The organism is Pseudomonas sp. Marseille-P9899, from assembly GCF_903166565.1.
GTDB classification, from domain to species: domain Bacteria; phylum Pseudomonadota; class Gammaproteobacteria; order Pseudomonadales; family Pseudomonadaceae; genus Aquipseudomonas; species Aquipseudomonas huaxiensis.
In genome coordinates this window covers 1,637,287-1,659,704 of the sequence record NZ_CAESCG010000001.1, presented here as the reverse complement: position 1 = coordinate 1,659,704, position 22,418 = coordinate 1,637,287, and the positions used below count along the sequence as shown (strand labels likewise).

Below are 22,418 nucleotides of genomic sequence, written 5' to 3'. Positions count from 1 at the left end.
AGTATAGGCATAATGCGATACAGAAAAACAACATCAACAATTAAAAATGTGTCCAATAGAAGATTGTAATGCTCAGGAAAGTCCGTTATCCCTAAGCAAAACCTTGTGTTAAGGGTTTTCGTGAAATTGCCTGTTGCGTATCGTTTCGAGGAGAAATGGCATGACTTGTTACAGCATCGACGGCCTGACCCCGGTGGTTCACCCCACGGCGTACGTGCACCCGTCGGCGGTATTGATCGGTGATGTGATCATCGGGCCCAACTGCTATGTCGGCCCGCTGGCCGCGCTGCGCGGCGACTTCGGACGGATCGTCCTGGAGGAGGGCGCCAACCTGCAGGACACCTGCGTCATGCACGGCTTTCCGGCCAGCGACACGGTGGTCGAGCGCAACGGCCATGTTGGCCACGGCGCGGTATTGCACGGCTGCCGGGTGGGCGAGGATGCGTTGATCGGGATGAACGCCGTGGTACTCGACAACGCCCGCATCGCGCCGCGCTGTATCGTTTCGGCGGGCGCACTGGTCAAGGCCGGGTTCCATTGCGAGGAACAATCGCTGGTGCTGGGCTCGCCGGCAAAAGTGACGCGGCGCCTGAGCGACGACGAAGTGGCCTGGAAACAGACCGGCACCCGCGCCTATCAGCAACTGACCCGACGCTGCCTTGAAAGCCTGCGCGAGTGCGAGCCCCTGAGCGAGATGGAGGCCGGTCGCGGCCCCTACCGCGACGACGCCGTGCGCCCGAAATTGCCGGGCGGCGCCTGAACCGCCAGCGCGCCGCGAGCATGGTCATGCTGCGGGCGCGCGGGTATATTCCTTCCTTTTCTGACCGGAACGCTTATGTCGTCCCTCACGCCACTCGACCACCTGATCGACCGCTTCCAGCAACAGACACCGGTTCGCGCCAGCTCCCTGATCGTCACCCTGTATGGCGATGCCATCGAACCCCGTGGCGGGACGGTATGGCTGGGCAGCCTGATCCAGTTGCTCGAACCCATGGGCATCAATGAGCGGCTGATTCGCACCTCGATCTTTCGCCTGACCAAGGAAAACTGGCTGACCGCCGAGAAGGTCGGCCGGCGCAGCTACTACAGCCTCACCGGCACCGGGCGGCGGCGTTTCGAGAAAGCCTTCAAGCGTGTCTATGCGGCCAATCCACCGGCGTGGGACGGCTCCTGGTGCCTGGCGATCCTGACCCAGTTGCCCCAGGACAAACGCAAGGAAGTCCGCGAGGAACTGGAATGGCAGGGCTTTGGCGCCATCTCCCCCGGCGTGCTCGGTTGCCCGCGCTGCGAGCGTGCGGATGTCAACGCCACCCTGGTGGACCTCGGCGCCCAGGAAGACACCATCCTCTTCGAAACCACTGCCCAGGACGTGCTGGCCTCCAAGGCGCTGCGCATGCAGGTGCGCGAAAGCTGGAAGATCGACGAACTGGCGGCGCACTACAGCGAGTTCATCCAGTTGTTCCGGCCGTTGTGGCAGAGCCTCAAGGAACAGGACACCCTCGACCCGAAAGCCTGCTTCCTGGCCCGGGTGCTGCTGATCCATGAATACCGCAAGCTGCTGCTGCGCGATCCGCAGCTGCCGGACGAGTTGCTGCCGGGTGATTGGGAAGGCCGCGCAGCGCGGCAGTTGTGCCGCAATATCTACCGGTTGATCCACGCCGCGGCCGAGCAGTGGCTGGAGGCGGCGATGGAGACGGCGGACGGGCCGTTGCCCGAAGCGGGCGAGGGTTTTTACAAGCGCTTTGGTGGGTTGACCTGATAAAAATGCCAGTTGTGCCGAACAGGGTTTGAGAGGCTCACTGAAGTCCTTCCGAAGAGGGACTTCAACATGGCCAAACCTTCCCTGTCGCAACTGAAGTCCTGGCTGACCAGCGGGTCAAGAGGCCTGGGCTGGGAAATGATCGTCGCCTATGACCGGGACATGATCAACGAACTGCTGCAACAGCAGTACATCCACCGGTTCAGCCAAGACGACTTTTTACCGGCGATTTCTCAAAGCATCGACCTGACCTACTCCAGCGAGCATATGCAGGACATCAGGCTCAGGGCGCCGGTGGCTTCAGTTGAAAGTGATTCGCTGCGCTTGAGCATGGACTGCATCAGCGGAATGATCATCACCGAGGTAACGATGGCGGGCGTAGTGCCTCATGTCGGCAAGATCCGCAACCTGTTGCCTGTTGGAGGGCCTCAACTGACGTTGGGCGTGCCGTTGACGCAGTTGGGTGGACAGGTGAGCGACGGTCGAAAGATTGTCCTGGATATCAGCAAGGGGACTGAATTCTCGGCCAACTTCGTACTCGACACACTGGATCGAAAAGCCATTGGTCAGCGCTTCAAAGAAGCCTTTCAGAAGCTGCCTGAGCGGTTGCGGGTGTATGAGTTGGGCCGGCTCGCCGATGACTTCCCCGTGCCGAAAAATGTCGCCGCGCGGGTCATGCCCGTCCCCGCAACGCGAGATGACGCGCTCACCAGCAGTGGCGGCGCACTGCTGATGTTCTTGCGTTTCGACAAGAACTCCGACGGTGCCTTTCCTGGTCCGGACTTCATGTACCTGATTCCAGAACACGTCGCGTTCAAGCGATATACAACGACTACCGTGCTTTTCGATGCCTATGCGCGGGCGCTTGGCGATGAAGCCGGCGAAGACACACTTCCTTCAGCCCTGAATCCCATCTCTTTTGGTGACTACCATCAGTTTGTCGTGCATGACATTAGCGCCGGTTCTGCGCCAGGGCTGCATCTGGCGGCTTACGGCAACGTTCAACTCCCGAGCGGTGTGTTTGACGTCATTCCGGCATTTCCGGTCATCTGGGCGGGGGCCTATTTCGGCTTTGACATGATGCCTTCGGGGGTTAACTGGGTATTTAAATGGAGCGTGCGCGCAACGGAGCCGGGCAACAGTAACGTCGGCAGAATCAGCGCCGTTGGCAATTACTTTCCACCTGCGCCCGCGTCAATGAAGAGAGACTGCGAGAACGTCACGGTATCGGCCAGTTGGAGCCTACCAGGGCGGGAATTGCGCTCTTCCGCCCTGGTTTCCGTTTTGAAGCATCCCGTGGCTGTTTCACCGGGTTTTGAGGTTTGCAACGCCGGACAGAGCGTAGTCATGTCGGCGGCTATTCCTTCTACGCACGGTTCGACGCTTTCTTGGCAGATTGTTTCGCCGAACATGGGTGGAACGCTCAAAACGGCAACCAATCGACTGAGCTCCACCTACCAGGCGGCCGCCCCAGGTACACACAAGACGGCCATGTATCTGGAGAGGGTCCGCGTCAAAAGCACTTATTCCCATACCCCGGAGGACGAACAGTTCGTCTCGATACTGGTCCTGAACATCATCCCCTCGGTGCCGATGTTCATCAGCGCGCAGAGCAAGCCGGAAACCAACCGCGTTCAGCTTCAGGTTCTGCGCAAAGGCGTTCCGGTCAATCTGGGCGAGGTTGGCGACCGTTTACTCGAGCGAATGCTCATGCCTGCAACCTGCAACGTCACGGAGGACGGCATTTTTTCGGCAGCCGCTACGGCGAGCGGCTTTGCGATATTGCACCTGACCGTGCTCGATAACTTTTCCGATCACCACGGCTTTATTGTCATTCCCCTGCCGTTATGGGCGCACGGCGATATCTTGCAGCGGACCAATCTATCGATCCAGCAACACGCCATGGCGCGCGCCGCGGACTGATCCGGCTCAGTCCACATGAGCCGCTATCGACGTATCGGGTGCCCGCCACACCACATACCGGTCCTTGCCTTCATGCTTGGCGTCGTACAGCGCAGCATCCGCCCGGCCGAGGGCATTGCTCAGGTTGTCGCCGGGCTCGATGCGGGTCAGGCCGATGCTGATGGTCACCGGGTGTTCGCCCGGGGTCTCGCGCACCAGCGCGCACAGCGCCGCCACGCGTTCTTCGGTGGCCTGTTGATCGAGACCCCAGAGGTAGATCACGAACTCCTCGCCGCCCAGCCGGGCATAGACGAACTCGTTCATGCTGGCCTTGATATTGGCGGCGATGCGCTTGAGCACCACGTCGCCGCTGTCATGGCCGAACTGGTCGTTGACCCGCTTGAAGTTGTCGATGTCGATCATCGCCAAATAGCGGCCCTGGCCTTCGTGGTCGGTGCCCAGGTGCTGCTCGGCCTGGGTCATGAACGAGCGGCGGTTGGGGATTTCCGTGAGTACGTCGATATAGGCCTGATCCAGCAGCAGGCGCGACATGTAGAAATTCTGCAGCTTGGACTCGCGCAACACGCTGTAGCTGTGGAAGGTCAGGCCGGTGATAAAGGCGGCGTAGCTGATGATCATCAGGCCGCGCAGGTCGAGCAGGTGGGTGCCCTCGGCCTGGAACGGGTTGAGCAGCAGCCAGGTGACCAGGGCGCTGGCGAAATAGGACCAGCGCCGCACCGGCAGCACCGAGAACGAATAGAGGATGCTCGACGCCGCCATGATCAACCAGCCGGCTTGCAGGTCTCCCAGGGTGTCGTCCACCACCCAGTGCACGGCGAAGGCCATGAGGCTGACGAACAGCAGGTTGAGCACGCTGAAGTGATCGGCCTTGCGCACGAACAACAGGACCACCGTGAGGATGCACATGCCGCTGATCAGCAGCATCGAGCGGTAGGTGAAGCCCTGGCCGCCGATGAAACTCAGCAGCAGATCGAAAAGCACCCAGATGGCGATGCTCAGGCAGAACACCAGCAGGCAGAAACCGCGCAGGCGATCAAAGTCGTGCTGACGGAACTCGGCGCGGATCGCGGCGGGGGCGGTGTGTTTGCGGAGCTGGTTTTCGATGGTTTTGTACATGGCTTCTAATGTGTTGGGAGGCTTAGGGCCTCATCGCTGCATGTGTATCTACACATGTCGCAGACAGCGCAGGACGCCAGATCGCCTCGTATTGTGGGAGCGGATTCATCCGCGAAGGGCCGCACAGCGGCCCTAAATCCATCCAGCACGTTGTTTCTGTCTGGACTGGTTATCACATTCAGGCGTCCTGGTGGTCGAAAGAAATGCCGGACATAGACAGCGACCTCGTGCTGGATGGTTTTGGGGCCGCTGTGCGGCCCTTCGCGGATGAATCCGCTCCCACAGAATCGCGAGTGGCTGACGGTTAGCGATTGCCTACGAGATGTGTGGATACCCATGCTTATCTAGGCGAACTGGGCAGCACTTTAGCCCAAGGCCGGTAATTCAGCGCGAACACCGCTTCGGTATGACACCTCGCACCCATGGTCGGCGCGCGGGGTACCGCGCGGAAGGCCTCACCCTCGGCGCTGACCTGACGAAACGCTTCGCGAATGATGCCCACCTCGCACGGCAGGGCGTCGGCGTATCGTTGCCGCACCAGCGGGCTGAGGCGGCCGGTGCCGCTGCCGTCCTGCCACCAGAGGTTGAGCTTGAGTGCCGCCAGTTCGGCGAACCAGCTCGCCTGCACCCCCGGCGCCAGTTTGCCCGTGCTGAAGGCGCTCAGGTGCAGCGGGCCATCGAGCTTGCGGTTGAATTCCTGCAGTTGCGTGTACAGCACGTCGCGGCGATCGGAGGCCTGGAAGTGCAGGTCATCCAGCTCCATCGGCAGGTACCAGCCGGCCACCGGCAGTTTCCACTGTTCGCGTACTTCGCGCTGCTGGGTCAGGGACTCGCCGAGCTGCGCTTGCCAGTAGGCGGCCAGGCCCGCGCTGTCCAGTTCATTGATGCGGGTGTAGTACGCGCTGTCCATATGCAGCCCGACCACCAGTTCCAGCCCCTGGGCATGGGCTTCGCGCAGGCTGTTGGCAAGCCAGCCGGAGGCGCCGCCGAAGCGCTCGTCGCCGTAACGCGTCCACTGCACGATCAGGGTCCGCCCACCGTTCTGCACGGTGTCGCGCCAGAGCTGGCGCCACTGTTCGGCGGTCAGCACGGCATCCTGGTTCAGGGGTTGATAGATTACCCGCTGGTCAGCGACGACCGGCAGACAGACCAGCAATAACAGCATCAACAGTCGACGCATCAGAAAGTCAGCTCCACACCCAACAGCACGCCGTTGGCGCGTTCGTAAAGATTGCCGCCGAGGGACTGCTGGTACTCGGTGCGTACCTTCAGTGAACCGCGATAGGCGTTGTAGCGGTCGTCGTCGAACCACCATTGCCAGCGCAGGCCGACCCCGGCGCGCAGGTCCTGGCGCCAGTCGTTGCTCGGGTCCTGGCTGGCGAATTCGACGAAGCCGTAAGGCATCAGCGTTTGCGGCGACTGGCTGTCGAGCTTCCAGGTATGACCCTGCTGGTAGCGCGACAGCCATTGATGGTCGCCGGCGCGGGTCCACCAGGCGGCATCGAGGTAGAGGAAACGTTCGTTCCAGTCGTCCTCATCGACGCGCCAGTCGGCGCGGTAGTCGCCCTGGTCGAAGAACGAGGCGGTGGCCCGCAGCAGCAGGTCGTTGCTGCTTTCGGCGTGGCTGCGCAGGTCTTGCCAGTTGTCGCCGACCTTGGCCGGGCTGAGCAGTTGCCCGAGGCTCAGGCCGTTGTAGTGCTCGGCGTCGATCTGCCGCTGGTGATACAGCTCGGCGTAGAGGTTGAGGTTGGCCTGACCCAACGGCTTGTAACGCAGGCCGACGCCGGTGCCCATGCTTTGCGCGTAGTCGCTGCGACCGCTGCCGCCAAACAGCACCCGGCCATACACCGACAGGGTGCTGCCGTTGCGGCTCGGTTCTTCGCCGAGGGCGTGGTCCCACATGGCCAGTTGCACGTTCTGCGACTGGGCGCGGCGTTGCGGGTTGTCGGCGGCGCGGAAGTTGTCGTTGGTCGAGACGCCCGCTGGTGACCAGGTGCTGGCCAGGGTCACGGTGTCACGCCGCGACAACGCTTCGTGGGCGCGGCGTTGCCGGTACTTGCGCGCTTCGAGGCTGCCGTATTCGTCGTCGCCGCCCACCAGGTCCTGTTCCACGTCGAGCACCCGGCGCAGTTCTTTGCGGGCGGCGGCGCTGTCCTCGACCTCGTCGTAGCGCCAGGCCAGGGTTTCGCCGATCCGGTAATCCTCGGGGAAGCTGCGGGTGGCCTGTTGCAGGTACGGGATGGACTGGCGGCGCACGGCCGGGTCTTTGTCACCAGAAGGCGCATGCCGTAGTCGGCGCGATAGCGCGGTTGCTGCGGCGCCAGTCGCACGGCTTCGGCCAGCCAGGCGGTGCTCTGGGCCAGGTCGCCGTTTTTTTGTGCGGTGATCGAGGCGTCGTAGTAGTGCTCGGCACGGGGTTGGTGTTGCAGGGCCTGGCGACGCCGTTCCAGCGCCAGCGGCAGGTCGCCGTGGTGTTCGGCGATGGCCGCGCCCAGCGCCCAGTCGTCGGCGTGCGGGTGGGCCGCGCTGTTCCAGTGTTGCTCGGCGCTTGCGGTGTTGCCGGCTTTCAGTGCACTGCTGGCAGCGGTCAGGCGGGCATTATCGGTCCATTCGGCGGCAGGCAGGCTGTCGAAGATCCGCACGGCCGCGGCCGGGTCGCCGGCAGCGTCGAGGGCGTAGGCCAGCGGCAGGCGGCTGCCACGGTCGCCCAGGCGTTCGGCAGCCTGGTAATAGATCACCGCTTCACCCGGTCGCTCCGGCATCGCGCAACGGCCCAACGCCCGAAGCTGGCCGACCTCACGCGGTTCGCCGGGGATCGCCGCGCGCACGGCATCGCACTGGCCGCTTTCCGCCAGCCGCGCCAGCAGCAAGGCGCGGCTGGCCGGATCGACACGCGGGATCAGGCTGCTGACACGTCGGGCATCAAGCGGCGTATCGGTTTGACTGTAAAGCCCGGCCAGGCGTTGCAGCAGCGGGGCGGGCAGGCGTCCCTGACGGCGGTCGTAAGCCTGTTCCAGCAAACTCCGCGCCTCGGCCCTGCGGCCCGCTTCGAGCATCAGGTATGTGGCCTGATTCAGGGCGTCGAGGCTGCCGGTCTGGCGGTAGAGGTTGATCCAGGCGGCGCTGGCATCGCCGCGACGGCCGCTGTTCTGCAGCAGTTCGGCGCGTTGCTGGAGCACCGTCGGGGTCTGCGGCTGCGCGGCCAGCCAGTCCATGACCTGGCGGGTCTTGCCTTCTTCCCGCCAGACCTCCAGCAGCCGCTGTTGCCGCTGGCTGTCCCACGGTTGCGGCAGGCGCTGGCTTTGCAGCAGGTCGTCGGCGTGCAGGCGCTGGGCGAGTATCAGCCAGGTTTTCGGGTCGTCCTCGGCATTGCACTGGCGCAGTTGTTCCAGCGCCTGTTGCGAATCATGCCGCGACAGCCATTCGGCGGTTTCCAGGCACGGGCGCTGGAGGCCGTTGCTGAGTTCGCGGACCAGCGTGCTGTCCTCGCTCTGACGGGCCAGTTCCAGCAATTGCTGGCGTTGTTGCGGATGATTGCGGTCGGCTTCCGGCAGCGATTGCAGCCAGCGCCGGGCCTGCTGTTCGTGGCCCATGGCGACGGCGCGGTCGACCATGGCCAGGCGGGTCTTGCGCGCGGCGTCTGCCGAAGGCGCCTGTTTGAGCAGGTTTTGCAGGGGCGCATCATCCAGCCGCTGCACGTAGGCGTTGGCCAGGCGTTGCCAGTCTTCGGCGTTGAGCGCGCCGCTGGCGACCAAGGGCGCGAGCTGATCGATGGTTTCGTTCCAGTCGCTGACCTGTTCGGCCCAGTTGGCCCGGGCCTGGCGCAGAACGTTGTCGTCGCCATGCGGGCGCAACTGGTTGAGCCAGGCCAGGGCTTTCGCCGGACCACCGGACTTGCCCAGGCTCAGGCTGTAGGCCTGCCACAGGCGCACGCGCTGGTTCAGTTCGCTGTCCTGCAGCCAGCGCTCGACGGTGCTGGCGTCGGGCGGGTCCTGCTCGATCCAGACCAGACGCAGGTCGAGCAATTCGTCTTGCTGGGTGGCGGCAGCCTGGGCCTCGGCCAGTTGTTCGGCGTCGCGGTAGCGGCCCTGGTGCGCCAGCGCCTGGATCAGCAGGGCGCGTGCCTCGTCGTTGTTCGGTACGCGCTCCAGCAGGTGACGAGTAAGGCGCTCGACCTCGGCCCAGTTGTTGTTTTTCGCCTCACGGTAGCTGCGGTCCATGTACGGGAAGCTGCGGAATCGGTCGAAGTCGCTCATCGGCGCGGCCACCGTGGGCACGCTATACAGGCACAGCAACAAGCCGGTGAGGGCCAGAGGGACGCGGTTGCTCATGCCACCTCCTGGACAAGCCGGAACGCGGCCTGCTGTTCGGCGGCCTGTTCGGCCAGGGCATCCTGCAGCACTTGTTCGGTGATGATGCCGCGTTCGATCAGGTACTCGCCGAGGCTCTTGCGCTCCGGGTCGAAGTCGATCAGGACCTGATTGAACAGGGTGGTGGGGACCATACCGCGAGTCTGCAGCAAGGTGCCGAGCAGCACCTGGTGATGGCTGACCTGCTCGATCAGCGCGGCGTTATCACGATGGCGTTGCAGTACCGCGAGCATCTGCCGGGTGTCCTCTTTCTGCCAAGGGCTGGGGTAGTGGTAGCGCAGGCCGAGGGTGACCCGGCCCTGCGGCGCGAGCCGGCAACTGACCGGGCGTTTGAGCTGACGGGCGATGGCCCCTAGCGATACCTGGCTGACCGGGCTTTCGCTGGCCAGCACCAGGGTCTTGCCTTCTTCGGCCACCGGCAGCACGCCGTAGTGCATGGCGAGTTTGCGCGGCAACTGGGCGATCAGCTGCGGATCGATGGCGAACGGGTCCAGCGGTGCCCACGGCAAATCCAGTTGTTCGGCGAGGGTTTCGGCCAGTTGTTCGCTGGTGATCAGCCCGCGGATCAGCAGTTCGCGGCCCAGGCGTCGGCGTTCCGGGGAGGTGATCGCCGCCTGCAGTTGCTGCTCGGTGAGCAGGCCTTTTTCGATCAGGCGCTGGCCCAGCGGGGTGCGCGCCGGCGCGGCCAGGGCGGGGAATTCATGGGTGGTCTTGTCCCAGGCCACCCGCCGCGAATCGCCCATTTCCAGCACCTGGCGCAGGGCGCGGACGTTGGCGAAGAAGTTGACGAAGTTGCTCCACATCATTCGTGGCGCCGACAGCAGTCCCTGGAAAATGCCGTAGTAGCGGGTGACGAACCAGGCGCGCTGGAACAGCCGGTTGAGCAGCAGGAAACCGTTGAGCCAGAGCAGGGTGCTGAGCAACGCACTTTCGCCGAGGATCGACGGGAAGCGCCAGGACTCTGGGAAGATCACGGTGATCAGCAGCATCACCAGCAGCACCAGCAACAACAGGTTGACCAGGAACCCCAGCAAGTAGGCGAACAGCCCGCGGCGGTCGCGCCAGAGGAAGTAGTTGAGCGCGCCCTTGCGGCTCCAGCCGAGGTTGGTGGTGCCCTGGAAGACGATGCCGACGATCCACCGCGATTTTTGCCGGATCGCGTGCTGCCAGTCCCGCGGGAAGTGTTCGCGCACACAGATCACCTGGGCGAACGCCTTGCTCATGCCTGGCGCCCAGACCCGCTTCAGGGCCAGTTTCGGATCGCTGATGGAGTAGCGGGCGAAGATGCACTTCATGCCTTTCTGCTTGAGGCGAAAACCGATGTCGTAGTCCTCGGTCAGGCTCTGTACGTCGAAGGCGATGCCGTCGCCGTCTTCCAGCAGGGCACTGATCGCGCGGCGGCTGAAACAGGTGCCGACCCCGGCGCTCGGCACCTGGCCGGTGAGGGCCTCGCGGACAATAACGTCCTTGCCGTGGTTTTCGGCGAACTCGTCGACGTAGTGCCCGGCCGTGAACCCGTTCCACTCGGGGGCGAACGGATAGACCGGGATCTGGATCATGTCCTTGGCTGGCAGCAGGTAGTTGAACAGGCGCAGTTCCATGGGCGAGATGACGTCTTCGGCGTCATGCAGAATGAAGCCTGCGAACTCGATACGGGCGTCGCTCTCGAAGCGCAGGATGGCGTCGATCACGTTGTTCAGGCAGTCGGCCTTGCTAGTGGGGCCGGGGCGGGCGCAAACCACCTTGTGCACGTTGGGGTAGTGCAGGCACACGGCATCGACGTCGGCCTGGGTCTGCGGGTCGTTGGGGTAGGTGCCGACGAAGATCTGGTAGTTCTCGTAGTCGATGGTCGAGGCCGCCAGCCGCGCCATTTCGCCGACCACGCCGACCTCGTTCCAGGCCGGAACCATGATCGCCAGCGGCTTTTCCGCCACCTCGAACAGGCGTTTCTCGTCGGCGTGCGGATGCTTGTCGTAGATGCGCAGGCTACGAAACAGCTTGCGCGCCCAGTAGACGATATCGATGAACAGGTCATCCAGGCCGAGCAGGAACATCAGGCTGGCGAGGATGATTGCCAGCCACTTCAAACCGAACAGGGCATAGGTGAGGACATCGACCCAGAACAGACTCATGAGGCGGCGTGCCCGTTGGCGTTTTCCTCCAGCCAGCGGCTGAGTCGTTCGGCAATGCGTTCGCTGGCGTGGCCGTCGCCCACCGGGAAAAACACCTGGCTCATGCGCGCATAGGTGGCCGGGTCATCGAGCAAATGGCTGGTCTCGCGGACAATGCGCTCGGTCAGGGTGCCGACCAGCATCACCGTGCCGCCTTCCAGCACCGCCGGGCGCTCGGTGACCTTGCGCAGCACCAGCACCGGTTTACCCAGCGCCGGGGCTTCTTCCTGGACGCCGCCGGAGTCGGTGAGGATCAGGTAGGCGCGGTCCATCAGCCAGACGAAGTGCTGATAGTTCTGCGGCGGGATCAGCAGGATGTTGGGCTGGTTCGACAGCACCGAGTACACCGCTTTCTGCACTTGCGGGTTGAGGTGCACCGGGTAGACGAACTGCACGTCCGGGTAGCGCAGCGCCAGTTCTGCCAGGGCCAGGCAGATACGTTCGAAGCCCGGGCCGAAGTTCTCGCGACGGTGGCCGGTGATGAGGATCATTCGCTGGTCGTCGCGCAGGGTGCTCAGCGGCGAGTCGGCGGCGGGGTGCCAGGCGTTGCGCTGCAGGTACTCGCGCATCCACAGCAGGGCATCGATCACCGTGTTGCCGGTGACTTCCAGGTGTTCCAGCGGTACGCCCTCGTGCAGCAGGTTGTCGCGCGAATCGCGGGTGGGCGGGAAATGCAGGTCGGCGATAACCCCGGTCAGGCGCCGGTTGGCTTCCTCCGGCCACGGCGCGCGCAGGTTGCCGGTGCGCAGGCCGGCCTCGACGTGGGCGATGGGAATCTGTCGGTTGAAGGCGGCGAGAGCGGCGATAAAGCTGGTGGTGGTGTCGCCGTGGACCAGCACGATGCGCGGCTGGAAGCGCTCGTAGGCGCCGTCGATCTGCCCGAGCAATTGCTGCGAGAGGCTGTTGAGCGTCTGGTTCTGGGTCATCACCTGAAGGTCTTCGTCGACGTTCAGGCCGAAGTCGTTGAGCACCTGCTGGAGCATTTCCCGGTGCTGTCCGGTGGAACAGATATTCAGCTCGATTTCCGGCCACTGGCGCAGCACTCGCGCCAGTGGCGCCATCTTGATCGCTTCGGGGCGGGTGCCGAAAACCATCATGACTTTGTAAGGAGTGCCTGCGCTCATGGTCCGGTCCCTCAGAGGCTATGAGTCATACGTGCCTTGCGTGTGCGTAGGCATTAGATACAAGCAGCGGAGTCGGAGGTTGTCCAATCAGCACCCGGCAGCTTTTTGAATCAATCGTTGACTTGGCAAGTGCACTTCGCTAGTTTCGCTGGCATGACAAATCTCCCGCTTGTGCCGACCCACAGCATTATTACCGCCATTATCAGATTGGCGGGTTAGCTGGCACTTGCACCGAACCCGCCCTGGAGGCGGGTTCTTTCTCTCGACTCCTGGGCTCTTTGAAAAAACCAGGAGTTACCGATGACCAGCCTCACCGCATACCCCCGTACAGCCGTTGGCGCACCGAACCTGCTGGCGGACTATGTGCGCCGGATTCTTGCCGCGCCGGTGTACGACCTGGCCATTGAAACCCCATTGCAACCGGCCCGCGCGCTCTCGGCGCAACTGGGCAATCAAGTGCTGCTCAAGCGCGAAGACCTGCAGCCGACCTTCTCCTTCAAAGTCCGTGGTGCCTACAACCGCCTCAGCCGCCTGACCCAGGACCAGCGTGATCGCGGCGTGATCACCGCATCCGCCGGCAACCATGCCCAGGGCGTGGCGCTGGCGGCCCGTGAACTGGGCATTGTCGCGACCATCGTGATGCCGGAAACCACCCCGGCGCTCAAGGTCGAGGGCGTGCGCTCCCGTGGCGGCAATGTGGTGCTGCATGGCGACGCCTTCCCCCGTGCCCTGGCGCACGCACTGCAACTGGCGCAGAGCGAAGGCGCGACCTTCGTCCCGCCCTTCGACGACCCGGACGTGATCGCCGGGCAGGGCACCGTGGCCATGGAAATCCTTCGCCAGCAGCAGGGCCCGCTGGATGCCATCTTCGTTCCGGTCGGGGGTGGCGGCTTGATCGCCGGCATCGCCGCGTACGTGAAATACCTGCGGCCCGAGGTCAAGGTCATCGGCGTCGAACCGCACGATTCCAACTGCCTGCAGGCGGCCCTGGCGGCCGGCGAGCGGGTGGTGTTGCCGCAGGTCGGCACCTTCGCCGACGGCGTGGCGGTGGCGCAGATCGGCGCCCATTGCTTTGATGTCTGCCGGCATTACGTGGACGAAGTGATCACCGTCAGCAGCGACGAGCTGTGCGCGGCAATCAAGGACATCTACGACGACACCCGCTCCATCACCGAGCCGTCCGGCGCCTTGGCGGTCGCGGGGATCAAGAAGTACGTCGCCGCCCGTGGCGTGCGCGGGCAGACCCTGGTGGCGATCGACTCCGGCGCCAACGTCAACTTCGACCGCCTGCGCCATGTCGCCGAACGCGCCGAGCTGGGCGAGCAGCGTGAAGCGGTGATCGCCGTGACCATCCCCGAGCGCCCCGGCAGCTTCCGTGCCTTCTGCCAGGCTCTGGGTCGTCGGCAGATCACCGAGTTCAATTACCGCTACTACCCCGGCAAGGAAGCGCGGCTGTTTGTCGGCGTACAAACCCACCCGCTGACCGATCCGCGCGACGCACTGTTGGCCAGCCTGCGCGAGCAGGGCTACGAGGTGGTCGACCTGACCGACAACGAACTGGCCAAGCTGCACATCCGCCACACCGTGGGCGGGCACGCGGGGCCGGGGGCTGACGAGCGTGTGCTGCGCTTCGAATTCCCCGAGCGGCCGGGCGCGTTGCTGGGCTTCCTGGAAAGCCTCGGCAAGCGCTGGAACATCAGCCTGTTCCATTACCGCAACCACGGCGCTGCCGAGGCGCGGGTATTCGCCGCGCTGGAAGTGCCGGCCGAGGAGCGCGACGGCCTGCCGGGCGCGCTGGATGCCATGAGTTATCGCTATTGGGACGAGACCGACAATCCGGCGTACCGGCTGTTCCTTGGCTGAATTGCCCTAGATCAACACGTGCTGCCCATGACCGGTGGATGCTTGAAAGTACCGAGATAAAGCCACTGAGGGACAAAACCATGAGCAGCACGTTTTTCATTCCAGCCGTGAATATCATGGGCATCGGCTGCCTTGACGAAGCGATGACCGCCATTGCCGGCTACGGCTTTCGCAAGGCCTTGATCGTGACCGACGCGGGCCTGGCCAAGGCCGGCGTTGCCCAGAAGATCGTCGAACAACTGGCGCTGCGCGATATCGACGCCGCGGTGTTCGACGGCGCCAAGCCAAACCCGAGCATCGCCAACGTCGAGCAGGGCCTGGCGCTGCTGCAACGGGAAAAGTGCGACTTCGTGGTTTCCCTAGGCGGCGGCTCGCCCCATGACTGCGCCAAGGGCATTGCCCTGTGCGCCACCAACGGCGGCAAGATCGCCGACTACGAGGGCGTCGACCGCTCCGCCAAGCCGCAACTGCCGCTGGTAGCGATCAACACCACTGCTGGCACCGCCAGCGAAATGACCCGGTTCTGCATCATCACCGACGAAGCGCGCCACGTGAAAATGGCCATCGTTGACCGTAACGTCACGCCGATTCTGTCGGTCAACGACCCGGCGCTGATGGTCGGCATGCCCAAGTCGCTGACTGCCGCCACCGGCATGGATGCGCTGACCCATGCGATCGAGGCCTATGTGTCCACTGCGGCGTCGCCTATTACCGATGCCTGCGCACTGAAGGCGATCGAACTGATCAGCGCCAACCTGCGCCAGGTCGTGGCGGACGGTACCAACATGCAGGCGCGGGAGAGCATGGCTTATGCCCAGTTCCTCGCCGGTATGGCTTTCAACAATGCGTCGCTGGGTTATGTGCACGCGATGGCGCACCAGTTGGGCGGCTTCTATGACTTGCCTCACGGCGTGTGCAACGCGGTGCTGCTGCCTCATGTGCAGCGTTTCAACGCCCGTGTGGCTGCGGCGCGGCTGCGGGATGTCGCGGCGGCGCTGGGTGTGCCGGTGGGCGAACTGGATGCCGAGCAGGGCGCGGCCGCGGCGATTGCGGCGATCGAGCAGTTGAGCCGGGATATCGACATCCCGCCGGGACTGGCGGCGCTGGGGGCGAAGGTGGAAGACGTGCCGATCCTCGCGACCAACGCCCTGAAAGACGCCTGCGGCCTGACCAACCCACGGCCGGCGAGCCAGGCGGAGATCGAGGCGGTGTTCAAGGCGGCGTTTTGAGTTTGGGTCTGGGGTAAGTTGTCTTATTTGAGGGCCTTATCGTTGCCTCAGGCAAGACGCGGAACCTGTGGGAGCGGCCTTCAGCCGCGAAGGGCCGCACAGCGGCCCCAAAATCATCCAGCACGAGTTGGCTGTCGACATCCGGCATTTCTTTCACCTTGAGGATGCCTGAATGTGAGATCCCAACCCGCCAGAAGCAATGTGCTGGATGGATTCAGGGCCGCTGTGCGGCCCTTCGCGGCTGAAGGCCGCTCCCACAGGATCGCAAGTGGCCGAAAGCTTGCGAGATACCCATGCAGCGATGAGGCCTTCAATCACACCAAAAACCTACCCGCCTGAACCCTTGCCACCCTGCCACCGCATCTCTAACCTTGCCGGTCTTTGTGTCTTGCCCCCGAGCCCCCATGACCCGCAGCACCTCCCGCACCACCGGACGTCCCACGTTGGCCGAAGTGGCCCGGCTTTCCGGGGTTTCCCCGATCACCGTGTCCCGCGCCCTGCGTGGTGTCGCCACGGTGGCGCCGGAGCTGGTGGAAAAGGTCCGCGCCGCTGCCACGGAGCTGGGTTACGTCGCCAACCCGGCCGCCCGCGCTCTGGCTTCCGCGCAGAGCCAGTCGGTGGTGGTGCTGATTCCTTCGCTGTCCAACCAACTGTTCGTCGAGACCCTCGACGCCATCCATGACGTCCTGCGCCCCCGTGGCCTGGAAGTGCTGATCGGCAATTACCACTACGACGCCACTGTGGAAGAAAACCTGATCCGCAATTACCTGGCCTATCAGCCCCGCGGCCTGCTGCTCACCGGTTTCGAGCGCAGCGACGCCGCCCGGCAGATGCTCGCCGCCAGCCGCGTGCCTTGCGTGCATATGATGGAACTGAGCAATGAGCCGGGCACGCTGTCGGTGGGTTTCTCGCAGCAGGACGCCGGTCGCGCCGTGGCCCGCCACCTGATCGAGCGCGGGCGGCGACGCCTCGGTTTTGTCGCCGCGCAACTGGATGCGCGGGTGATGCAGCGTGCCGAAGGCTTTCGCCAGGCCCTCGGCGAGGCCGGATTGTACGACCCGGAGCTGGAATTGCTGGTACCGGAGCCGTCATCCATCGGGCTGGGTGGCGAGTTGTTCAGCCAGTTGCTGGCCCGTCACGGCGATATCGACGGCCTGTTCTTCTGCAACGACGACCTCGCCCAGGGCGCGATCTACCAGGCGCAACGCCAGGGCATCGCGGTGCCGAAGCAGGTGGCGATGGTCGGGTTCAACGACCTGCCGGCCGCGGCCCATATGGTCCCGCGGCTGACCTCGATCCGCACGCCACGGGCCGCGGTGGGGCATCACGCGGCCCAGGCGCTGCTGGCCTTGCTCGACGGAAAACGCGGGCAAGCGCTCACCCGCGACCTCGGTTTCGAGCTGATGGTGCGCGAAAGCAGTTGATTAAAGCCGATAAGCGGTGCTGGCAGACTGCTTGCGAGGCGCTTTGGCGCATCTACGCTTAGCTCAATTCCGCCCATGGAGTGAGCGCGACATGTTTGACTCCCATCGCAAAACCGATCTAGCAGAAATCGAGCGGTGTAATCGGGCGTTGGCAGAAGCCAACGCGAAGCTGGCCGCGATCAGCCGTTCCATGGCAATGATCGAGTTCAGCCCCGACGGAGTAGTACTCGACGCCAATGAACACTTTTGCAAAGCCATGGGCTACCGCCTCGAAGACATTCGCGGTCAGCATCACCGGATGTTTTGCGACGAAGCCTTCACCAAGACCGAAGAGTACCGCCAGCTCTGGCGCGACCTGGCGCGGGGCGAGCCGCGCAGTGGCACGTTTTTGCGGTTGAACCGGCAACACAAGGAAATCTGGCTCGAAGCCAGCTACATGCCGGTGTTCGGCACGGGTGGGCAGGTCACCAGCATCATCAAGGTGGCCTCCGAAATCACCGAGCGGGTGGTCCACGAGCACGAGGCTGACTGCCTGCTTGAAGCCATCGGCCGCTCGATGGCGGTCATCGAATTCACCCCTGACGGGCGGGTGATCAAGGCCAACGACAATTTCCTCAACACCATGCGCTACCGTCTCGACGAGGTGGTCGGCCAGCACCACAGCCTGTTTTGCCACAAGAGCGAAAGCGAGTCGCCGGCGTACAAGGGCTTTTGGGCCTCGCTCAACCGTGGCGAATACCACTCGCATCGTTTCGAGCGGGTGAACAAGCTCGGGCAGATGGTCTACCTCGAAGCGTCCTATAACCCGATCTTCGACACCCATGGCCGGCTCTACAAAGTGGTCAAGTTCGCCAGCGACATTACCCAGCAGATCTGCACCCAGCAATCCGCCGCCGAGGCCGCCCACGCCACCTCGGTGCAGAACGACGCCTGCGCTCGCAAAGGCTCGGAGGTGGTGCAGCAGACCGTGCATGTGATCGAGGAAATCTCCCATGACCTCAACGAAGCGGCGCGCAGCATTGATGCGGTGAGCCGTCAGTCGGAGTTGATCGGGCAAATCGTCCAGACCATCCGCGGTATTGCCGACCAGACCAACCTGCTGGCGCTCAACGCGGCCATCGAGGCGGCGCGGGCCGGTGAGCACGGGCGCGGGTTTGCGGTAGTGGCGGATGAAGTGCGCAATCTTGCGGCGCGCACCAGCAAGGCGACGCTGGAGATTGTCGAGGTGGTGCGGCAGAACCACGATCTGTCGCTGAATGCCGTGGCCAGCATGCAGTCAAGCCTGAGCCGCACCGGGCTGGGGGTGGAACTGGCCAATGAGGCCGGGGAAGTGATCCTCGAGATCCAGCAGGGCTCGCAGCATGTGGTGGATGCGATCAGCCAGATCAATTCGACGTTGCAGTTGCATTAGTCTGTCAGGGCCTCATCGCTGGCTGACCAGCGATGAGGCCATTCAACTCAAACGGCCGCAGCCAACTGCGCCACCACATGCTCCCGCCGAATCCGCGCCAGCGGCACGCTGACCAGCGCCAGCGTCAGCACCACCGTCACGGCAATTCCCCACGCCGCCAAGGTGAAGCCGCCGAGGGAAATCAACCCGCCGGAAATCGCCGGCCCGACCGCCAGGCCCAGGCTCAGGAAGCTGCCGGCTGCCGCAACCACACGACCTTCACGGTCCAGTTCCGCCGCAAGGCCGGTCAGATAGCTCAGGGCGTAGAAGTAGGTGATGCAGATGGTCATCACGCCAGCGGTGTACATGGTCTTGGAGTGCTCGCCCAGCACATAGGCGAGGCTGGTGCCGCCGGTCAGCAGCACCGCGAGGATCACCGGGGTGCTCATGCCGAAGCGCTTGCCGATCATTGCCGCCAGCAGCGGGCCGATCAGGCCGACCACCGATTGCACCGACAACAGCACGCCCAACTCGTCGCCGCTGTAGCCGACCATGGTGCCGATCCGCTCGACAAAGGCCCAGCCCATGGTGTCGCGGGCCTGGAAGACGAACATCGCAAGCATCATGCAGACCGCCGGCAAACTCAGCAGGACATTGCCCGCACCCTTGCCGGTGACCGGGTTCAGTAGTGGTGCGGCAACCGGCGCCTGTTGTTGCATCGCCGGAATCGCCAGCAGCATCACCGCCATGGTCGCGGCCATCGCGTAATACAGGCCGGGCAGGCCATACAACGCCATGACCTTGGCGTAACCCAGCATGACCACGATCATCAGCAGGACCGACAGCACGTTCATGTGGCCGGCGATGCGGTCGGGGTGTTTGGCGCTGGCCACTGCGGCGTTGCCGCAGGCCAGGGCCAGGCCCGCGCCGATGCCGGCGATGCAGCGCACGGCGGCGAGGGCGTAAAGGTTGTCGATATTGGCGCTGACCAGGTTGGCGGCAATCGCCAGCAGGGTGCCGGCCAGGGCCAGCGTGCGGCGTGGCGCGCGGCCCATGAACGGCGCAACCAGCAGCGAGGCAAGCATGGTGAAGCCGAATTCCGCCGACATCAGCAGCCCGGCCTGGGCTTCGTTGAGTTGCAGGTCGTGGATGATGGCGCTGATCAGGAACGGCAGGGCCCAGAGGCCCAGCAGACCGACCCCGTAGGCGGACCCCGCGGCGGAGAACACCAGGCTCCAGCTTTCAGGCAGGACGTTGCGTATTGTTTTCATTGTGTATTCCCGGAGTGCACGCAAAAAAGCGCGCCATTATCGGCGCGCTCATCAAGGTTTACTGCTGACTTTCGTCGACTGGTGTTCCGTCGTCATATTGCGACAGCCAGGTGACCATGGCGTCGCGATAACGGGTGAAGCCCTTGTAATCCACCAATTCCTGGTCGAGGTCGCGGATGACCCGGTGCATGCGCTTGGCCCATTGCGGGGCGAACTCGGCCAGTTGCTTGAGGCTGACCAGGTAGGTGCGCACCGGGAACAGTACGGCGTTGCTGCGCGGCAGACGGTGCAGCGGTTGCAGTTCGATCCGCAGGTTGACCAGTTCGCCGGCATTTTCCGCGGTGACGATGGTGCGATCCGGCGCCCAGTCCGGCAGGGTCTCGGCGGAGGTTTCCAGGCGCGGGTTGACGGTGATCGACCAGTTGGTGCGGCGCACCGGGTGGCCAGGGCGCAGGCGCAGAAGGAATTTCAGCGCGCGCTGCAAGATGCCCATTTCATGCAGCTTGGGCACCGGGCCGTGGAACTCCATGAAGCTCATGCCGAGGTTGAAGCGCAGCGAATAGTCGGCGCGCTGGGTCGCCATACCGGCGCCCATCACCAGCGTGTCGTCACGCTCTTCGAGCAGGATGAATTCGCCCTGGGCCTGGCGGGTGATGTATTCCATCGGGTCCATCGGCAGGGTGCTGGCATCGCCGAACACGAAGGTGTCGTCGAGTTGCAGCGGACGGTTGATCCAGCGCCACTGGGTGCCTTTCTTCTCCAGGGTGAAATGCTCGGGGTAGTCCCGGGAATAGGACTCCATCAGCAGTTCGAGCAGGTCCCACTGCGCTTCCATCATGTGCGCCAGGGCGGCGTAGTGCACGCCCGGCTGGCTTTCGAGGATCTGCGCGCGGTGATGGCACTCGGAGATGTAATGCTCGTCGATGTCGAACTGACCGCGCAGCGCGCCCGTGCCGAACGGCACATGCGGCTCGACGTTCATCGAGTACATGTACTGGTCTTCCGGGTAAGGGAAGGGCAGGCGCAGCACCGCGTCGCGGCTGTTGCTGTAGGTGAAGTCGCTGGCGTCGACGTCGGCGTAGGTTTCGATCGGCTTGAATACGGTCATGGGTGTTCTTCCTGTCTCAGAGGTCTACGACCAGGCGGCTGCAGTTGGCGCGGGATACGCAGGGCATGAATTTGCGCTTGCTCAGCTTGTCTTCCTCGCTGAGCCAGTCGTCGCGGTGGTCCAGCTCGCCGTCGACTTCCAGCACTTCGGTTTCGCAGTAGCCGCAGGCGCCGCCGCGGCACAGGTAGGGCACGGCATAGCCGGCTTGTTCGGCGGCTTCGAGCAGCGATTGTTCGGCGGGCACTTCAATGGTCACGCCCTGGCGCGCCAGGGTGACGCTGAACGGCAGGCCGTTGGAGCCTTGTTCGACGAAGCGCTCGTAGTGAATGTGGCTGTCGGTCCAGCCCAGGGTGTGGGCGCTTTCGACGGTGTCGTCGATCATGCTGTCTGGGCCGCAGACATAGACATGGCTGCCCAGCGGGCGGCCGGCGAGGATGCGCGGGATGTCCATGCGCTCGTCCTGGCCTTGCACATACAAATGCACCCGGGCGCCGTAGCGGGCTTGCAGCTCGCGACCGAGGGCGAGGTGTTCCGGGCCGCGCACGGCCAGGTGCAGCTCGAAGGTGGACTGCTTGAGCTGCAGCTCTTCCAGCTGCGAATACACCGGGGTAATGCCCACGCCGCCAGCGATGAACAGGTGCTGGCGGGCGTGTTTGGCCAGCGGGAACAGGTTGGCCGGTTGCAGCAGGTGCAGCAGGTCGCCTTCCTTGACCTGGTCGTGGAGGAAGCGTGAACCGCCGCGACCTTCGCTGACCCGGCGCACGGCGATCTGGTAGGCGCTGGCGTCGTAGGGCGAACTCATCAGCGAGTAGGCGTTGCGGTGAGTCTTGTCACCGTCTTCTAGAACCACCACCACATGGCTGCCGCCGGAGAAGGCCGGCAGGCTCTTGCCATCCGGATCGATCAGGGTGAAGCGGGTGATTTCCGGGGTCAGCGGTTCGATCCGGGCAACGCGGACGGCGAGGGTGCCGTTATGGGTATTCATGTGTCGAGCTCCTCGGCAGCGGGCAGTTCGCCTGGGACTTCGCCGTCGGCCTTGATGCCCTGGAAGGCGGCCAGACGACGGGAATAGTGGTCGCGCACCACCAGGTTGAGCTGGCAACCGGGGCAGGTGAAGACGCGCTGCGCAACGTTCTCGGTGTAGGTGTCGCAGTGCGCGCACCAGACCCGGCGAACCAGGGTGCCGCTGTGTTCGCGCAGCACTTCGTCGCGGTTCAGGTCGACTTCGTTGGCGGCCTGCATGGCGGTGCCGATAAAGCTTTCCGAGCCGCTCAAGTACAGGCGGGTGCCCATATGGGCGGCGCCGAGGCGTTCGCGCAAGGCGTCGAGCAGCGCCTGGTTGCTGGGGAACACTTCCAGTCCCGCCACATCGGCGTCTTGCAGGTCCTGCAAGTGGGTGTGGCCGGAGAAGGATTCGGTGGAGTAGAGCAGGGCGCTGTTGTGGCGCTGTTCGGCGGACATGTCCGCGATCAGGCGCAGCATGGCCGCGCCGCCGCTGCCCTGGCCCGCGATCAGGTGGCGCAGGCCGCCCGTCATGGGTTGCAGCCGGTCGTAGACCGGACGGCTCTTGATGCCGGTGATAAGCATGGGTGACACACCTCGTAAGTCGTTACCCCGGTTTTGGGCCGGTTGGTAACAATGGCGACCGGTTTCTGCTTCGTGTCGGGGAT

At 64.0% G+C, this 22,418-nt stretch carries 15 protein-coding genes and 2 pseudogenes; 8 read left to right on the top strand and 9 right to left on the bottom strand.

Annotated elements, in window-relative coordinates:
* The first annotated feature begins 160 nt into the window (after positions 1-160).
* From paaY to HWV67_RS07180, 3 genes are all read left to right on the top strand, one after another.
* On the top strand, positions 161-760 hold the full coding sequence (gene paaY, locus HWV67_RS07190; protein WP_175650567.1) for a phenylacetic acid degradation protein PaaY: 600 nt from the start codon (positions 161-163) through the stop codon (positions 758-760).
* 75 nt (positions 761-835) lie between these two features.
* Positions 836-1,759: a phenylacetic acid degradation operon negative regulatory protein PaaX gene (gene paaX, locus HWV67_RS07185; RefSeq protein ID WP_175650566.1), complete on the top strand. Its 924-nt coding sequence runs from the start codon at positions 836-838 to the stop codon at positions 1,757-1,759.
* A 69-nt stretch (positions 1,760-1,828) separates the two neighbouring features.
* Positions 1,829-3,682 carry a hypothetical protein gene (locus HWV67_RS07180; RefSeq protein WP_175650565.1) on the top strand — a complete coding sequence of 618 codons (1,854 nt, stop codon included), beginning with the start codon at positions 1,829-1,831 and terminating at the stop codon, positions 3,680-3,682.
* Positions 3,683-3,688: 6 nt separating this feature from the next.
* Here the strand turns inward: HWV67_RS07180 and HWV67_RS07175 are convergent, their stop codons facing one another.
* From HWV67_RS07175 to wecB, 5 genes and pseudogenes are all read right to left on the bottom strand, one after another.
* Positions 3,689-4,798 (bottom strand): GGDEF domain-containing protein, encoded by a 1,110-nt coding sequence (locus HWV67_RS07175; protein WP_175650564.1) that lies wholly within the window; start codon positions 4,796-4,798, stop codon positions 3,689-3,691.
* Between the two features lie 340 nt (positions 4,799-5,138).
* Positions 5,139-5,978, bottom strand: a complete 840-nt coding sequence (locus HWV67_RS07170) for a DUF4434 family protein (RefSeq protein ID WP_175650563.1) — start codon at positions 5,976-5,978, stop codon at positions 5,139-5,141.
* Positions 5,978-9,129: pseudogene (locus tag HWV67_RS07165) on the bottom strand (NfrA family protein). The gene HWV67_RS07170 and the pseudogene HWV67_RS07165 overlap by 1 nt, the downstream one beginning before the upstream one ends.
* Entirely contained in the window at positions 9,126-11,300 is a 2,175-nt protein-coding gene (gene nfrB / locus HWV67_RS07160; protein WP_175650562.1) for a cyclic di-3',5'-guanylate-activated glycosyltransferase NfrB, read from the bottom strand. The pseudogene HWV67_RS07165 and the gene nfrB overlap by 4 nt, the downstream one beginning before the upstream one ends.
* Positions 11,297-12,463: a non-hydrolyzing UDP-N-acetylglucosamine 2-epimerase gene (wecB, locus tag HWV67_RS07155; protein ID WP_175650561.1), complete on the bottom strand. Its 1,167-nt coding sequence runs from the start codon at positions 12,461-12,463 to the stop codon at positions 11,297-11,299. The genes nfrB and wecB overlap by 4 nt, the downstream gene beginning before the upstream one ends.
* A 300-nt stretch (positions 12,464-12,763) precedes the next feature.
* Here wecB and ilvA point away from each other — a divergent pair, with 300 nt between their 5' ends.
* The 5 genes and pseudogenes from ilvA to HWV67_RS32030 all read left to right on the top strand — a co-directional run bounded on the left by ilvA (position 12,764) and on the right by HWV67_RS32030 (position 18,390).
* Entirely contained in the window at positions 12,764-14,326 is a 1,563-nt protein-coding gene (gene ilvA / locus HWV67_RS07150) for a threonine ammonia-lyase, biosynthetic (RefSeq protein ID WP_175650560.1), read from the top strand.
* Positions 14,327-14,406: 80 nt separating this feature from the next.
* On the top strand, positions 14,407-15,555 hold the full coding sequence (yiaY, locus tag HWV67_RS07145; RefSeq protein ID WP_175650559.1) for an L-threonine dehydrogenase: 1,149 nt from the start codon (positions 14,407-14,409) through the stop codon (positions 15,553-15,555).
* A 404-nt stretch (positions 15,556-15,959) separates the two neighbouring features.
* Positions 15,960-16,979: a LacI family DNA-binding transcriptional regulator gene (locus HWV67_RS07140; protein ID WP_175650558.1), complete on the top strand. Its 1,020-nt coding sequence runs from the start codon at positions 15,960-15,962 to the stop codon at positions 16,977-16,979.
* Between the two features lie 91 nt (positions 16,980-17,070).
* Positions 17,071-17,853 (top strand): annotated as a pseudogene (locus HWV67_RS32035) (PAS domain-containing protein); the annotation flags it as partial.
* Between the two features lie 42 nt (positions 17,854-17,895).
* Positions 17,896-18,390, top strand: a complete 495-nt coding sequence (locus HWV67_RS32030; protein WP_225422445.1) for a methyl-accepting chemotaxis protein — start codon at positions 17,896-17,898, stop codon at positions 18,388-18,390.
* 47 nt (positions 18,391-18,437) lie between these two features.
* Here HWV67_RS32030 and HWV67_RS07130 read toward each other — a convergent pair whose 3' ends face one another.
* From HWV67_RS07130 to HWV67_RS07115, 4 genes are read right to left on the bottom strand one after another with little or no spacing between them, the layout of a single operon-like run.
* Positions 18,438-19,640, bottom strand: a complete 1,203-nt coding sequence (locus HWV67_RS07130) for an MFS transporter (protein WP_175650556.1) — start codon at positions 19,638-19,640, stop codon at positions 18,438-18,440.
* Positions 19,641-19,698: 58 nt separating this feature from the next.
* Positions 19,699-20,748, bottom strand: coding sequence for a heme-dependent oxidative N-demethylase family protein (locus HWV67_RS07125; protein ID WP_175650555.1), 1,050 nt, complete (start codon positions 20,746-20,748; stop codon positions 19,699-19,701).
* Positions 20,749-20,764: 16 nt separating this feature from the next.
* Positions 20,765-21,733, bottom strand: a complete 969-nt coding sequence (locus HWV67_RS07120) for a PDR/VanB family oxidoreductase (protein WP_175650554.1) — start codon at positions 21,731-21,733, stop codon at positions 20,765-20,767.
* Positions 21,730-22,335, bottom strand: a complete 606-nt coding sequence (locus HWV67_RS07115) for a dimethylamine monooxygenase subunit DmmA family protein (protein ID WP_095155041.1) — start codon at positions 22,333-22,335, stop codon at positions 21,730-21,732. The genes HWV67_RS07120 and HWV67_RS07115 overlap by 4 nt, the downstream gene beginning before the upstream one ends.
* Between the last annotated feature and the right edge of the window lie 83 nt (positions 22,336-22,418).

Coding starts and splice junctions, on each gene's coding strand:
- HWV67_RS07115 (WP_095155041.1), bottom strand. CDS start 22,335: ATGCTTATCACCGGCATCAAGAGCCGTCCGGTCTACGACCGGCTGCAA.
- yiaY (WP_175650559.1), top strand. CDS start 14,407: ATGAGCAGCACGTTTTTCATTCCAGCCGTGAATATCATGGGCATCGGC.
- nfrB (WP_175650562.1), bottom strand. CDS start 11,300: ATGAGTCTGTTCTGGGTCGATGTCCTCACCTATGCCCTGTTCGGTTTG.
- wecB (WP_175650561.1), bottom strand. CDS start 12,463: ATGAGCGCAGGCACTCCTTACAAAGTCATGATGGTTTTCGGCACCCGC.
- HWV67_RS07125 (WP_175650555.1), bottom strand. CDS start 20,748: ATGACCGTATTCAAGCCGATCGAAACCTACGCCGACGTCGACGCCAGC.
- paaY (WP_175650567.1), top strand. CDS start 161: ATGACTTGTTACAGCATCGACGGCCTGACCCCGGTGGTTCACCCCACG.
- HWV67_RS07130 (WP_175650556.1), bottom strand. CDS start 19,640: ATGAAAACAATACGCAACGTCCTGCCTGAAAGCTGGAGCCTGGTGTTC.
- HWV67_RS07180 (WP_175650565.1), top strand. CDS start 1,829: ATGGCCAAACCTTCCCTGTCGCAACTGAAGTCCTGGCTGACCAGCGGG.
- HWV67_RS07170 (WP_175650563.1), bottom strand. CDS start 5,978: ATGCGTCGACTGTTGATGCTGTTATTGCTGGTCTGTCTGCCGGTCGTC.
- HWV67_RS07140 (WP_175650558.1), top strand. CDS start 15,960: ATGACCCGCAGCACCTCCCGCACCACCGGACGTCCCACGTTGGCCGAA.
- ilvA (WP_175650560.1), top strand. CDS start 12,764: ATGACCAGCCTCACCGCATACCCCCGTACAGCCGTTGGCGCACCGAAC.
- HWV67_RS07120 (WP_175650554.1), bottom strand. CDS start 21,733: ATGAATACCCATAACGGCACCCTCGCCGTCCGCGTTGCCCGGATCGAA.
- HWV67_RS07175 (WP_175650564.1), bottom strand. CDS start 4,798: ATGTACAAAACCATCGAAAACCAGCTCCGCAAACACACCGCCCCCGCC.
- paaX (WP_175650566.1), top strand. CDS start 836: ATGTCGTCCCTCACGCCACTCGACCACCTGATCGACCGCTTCCAGCAA.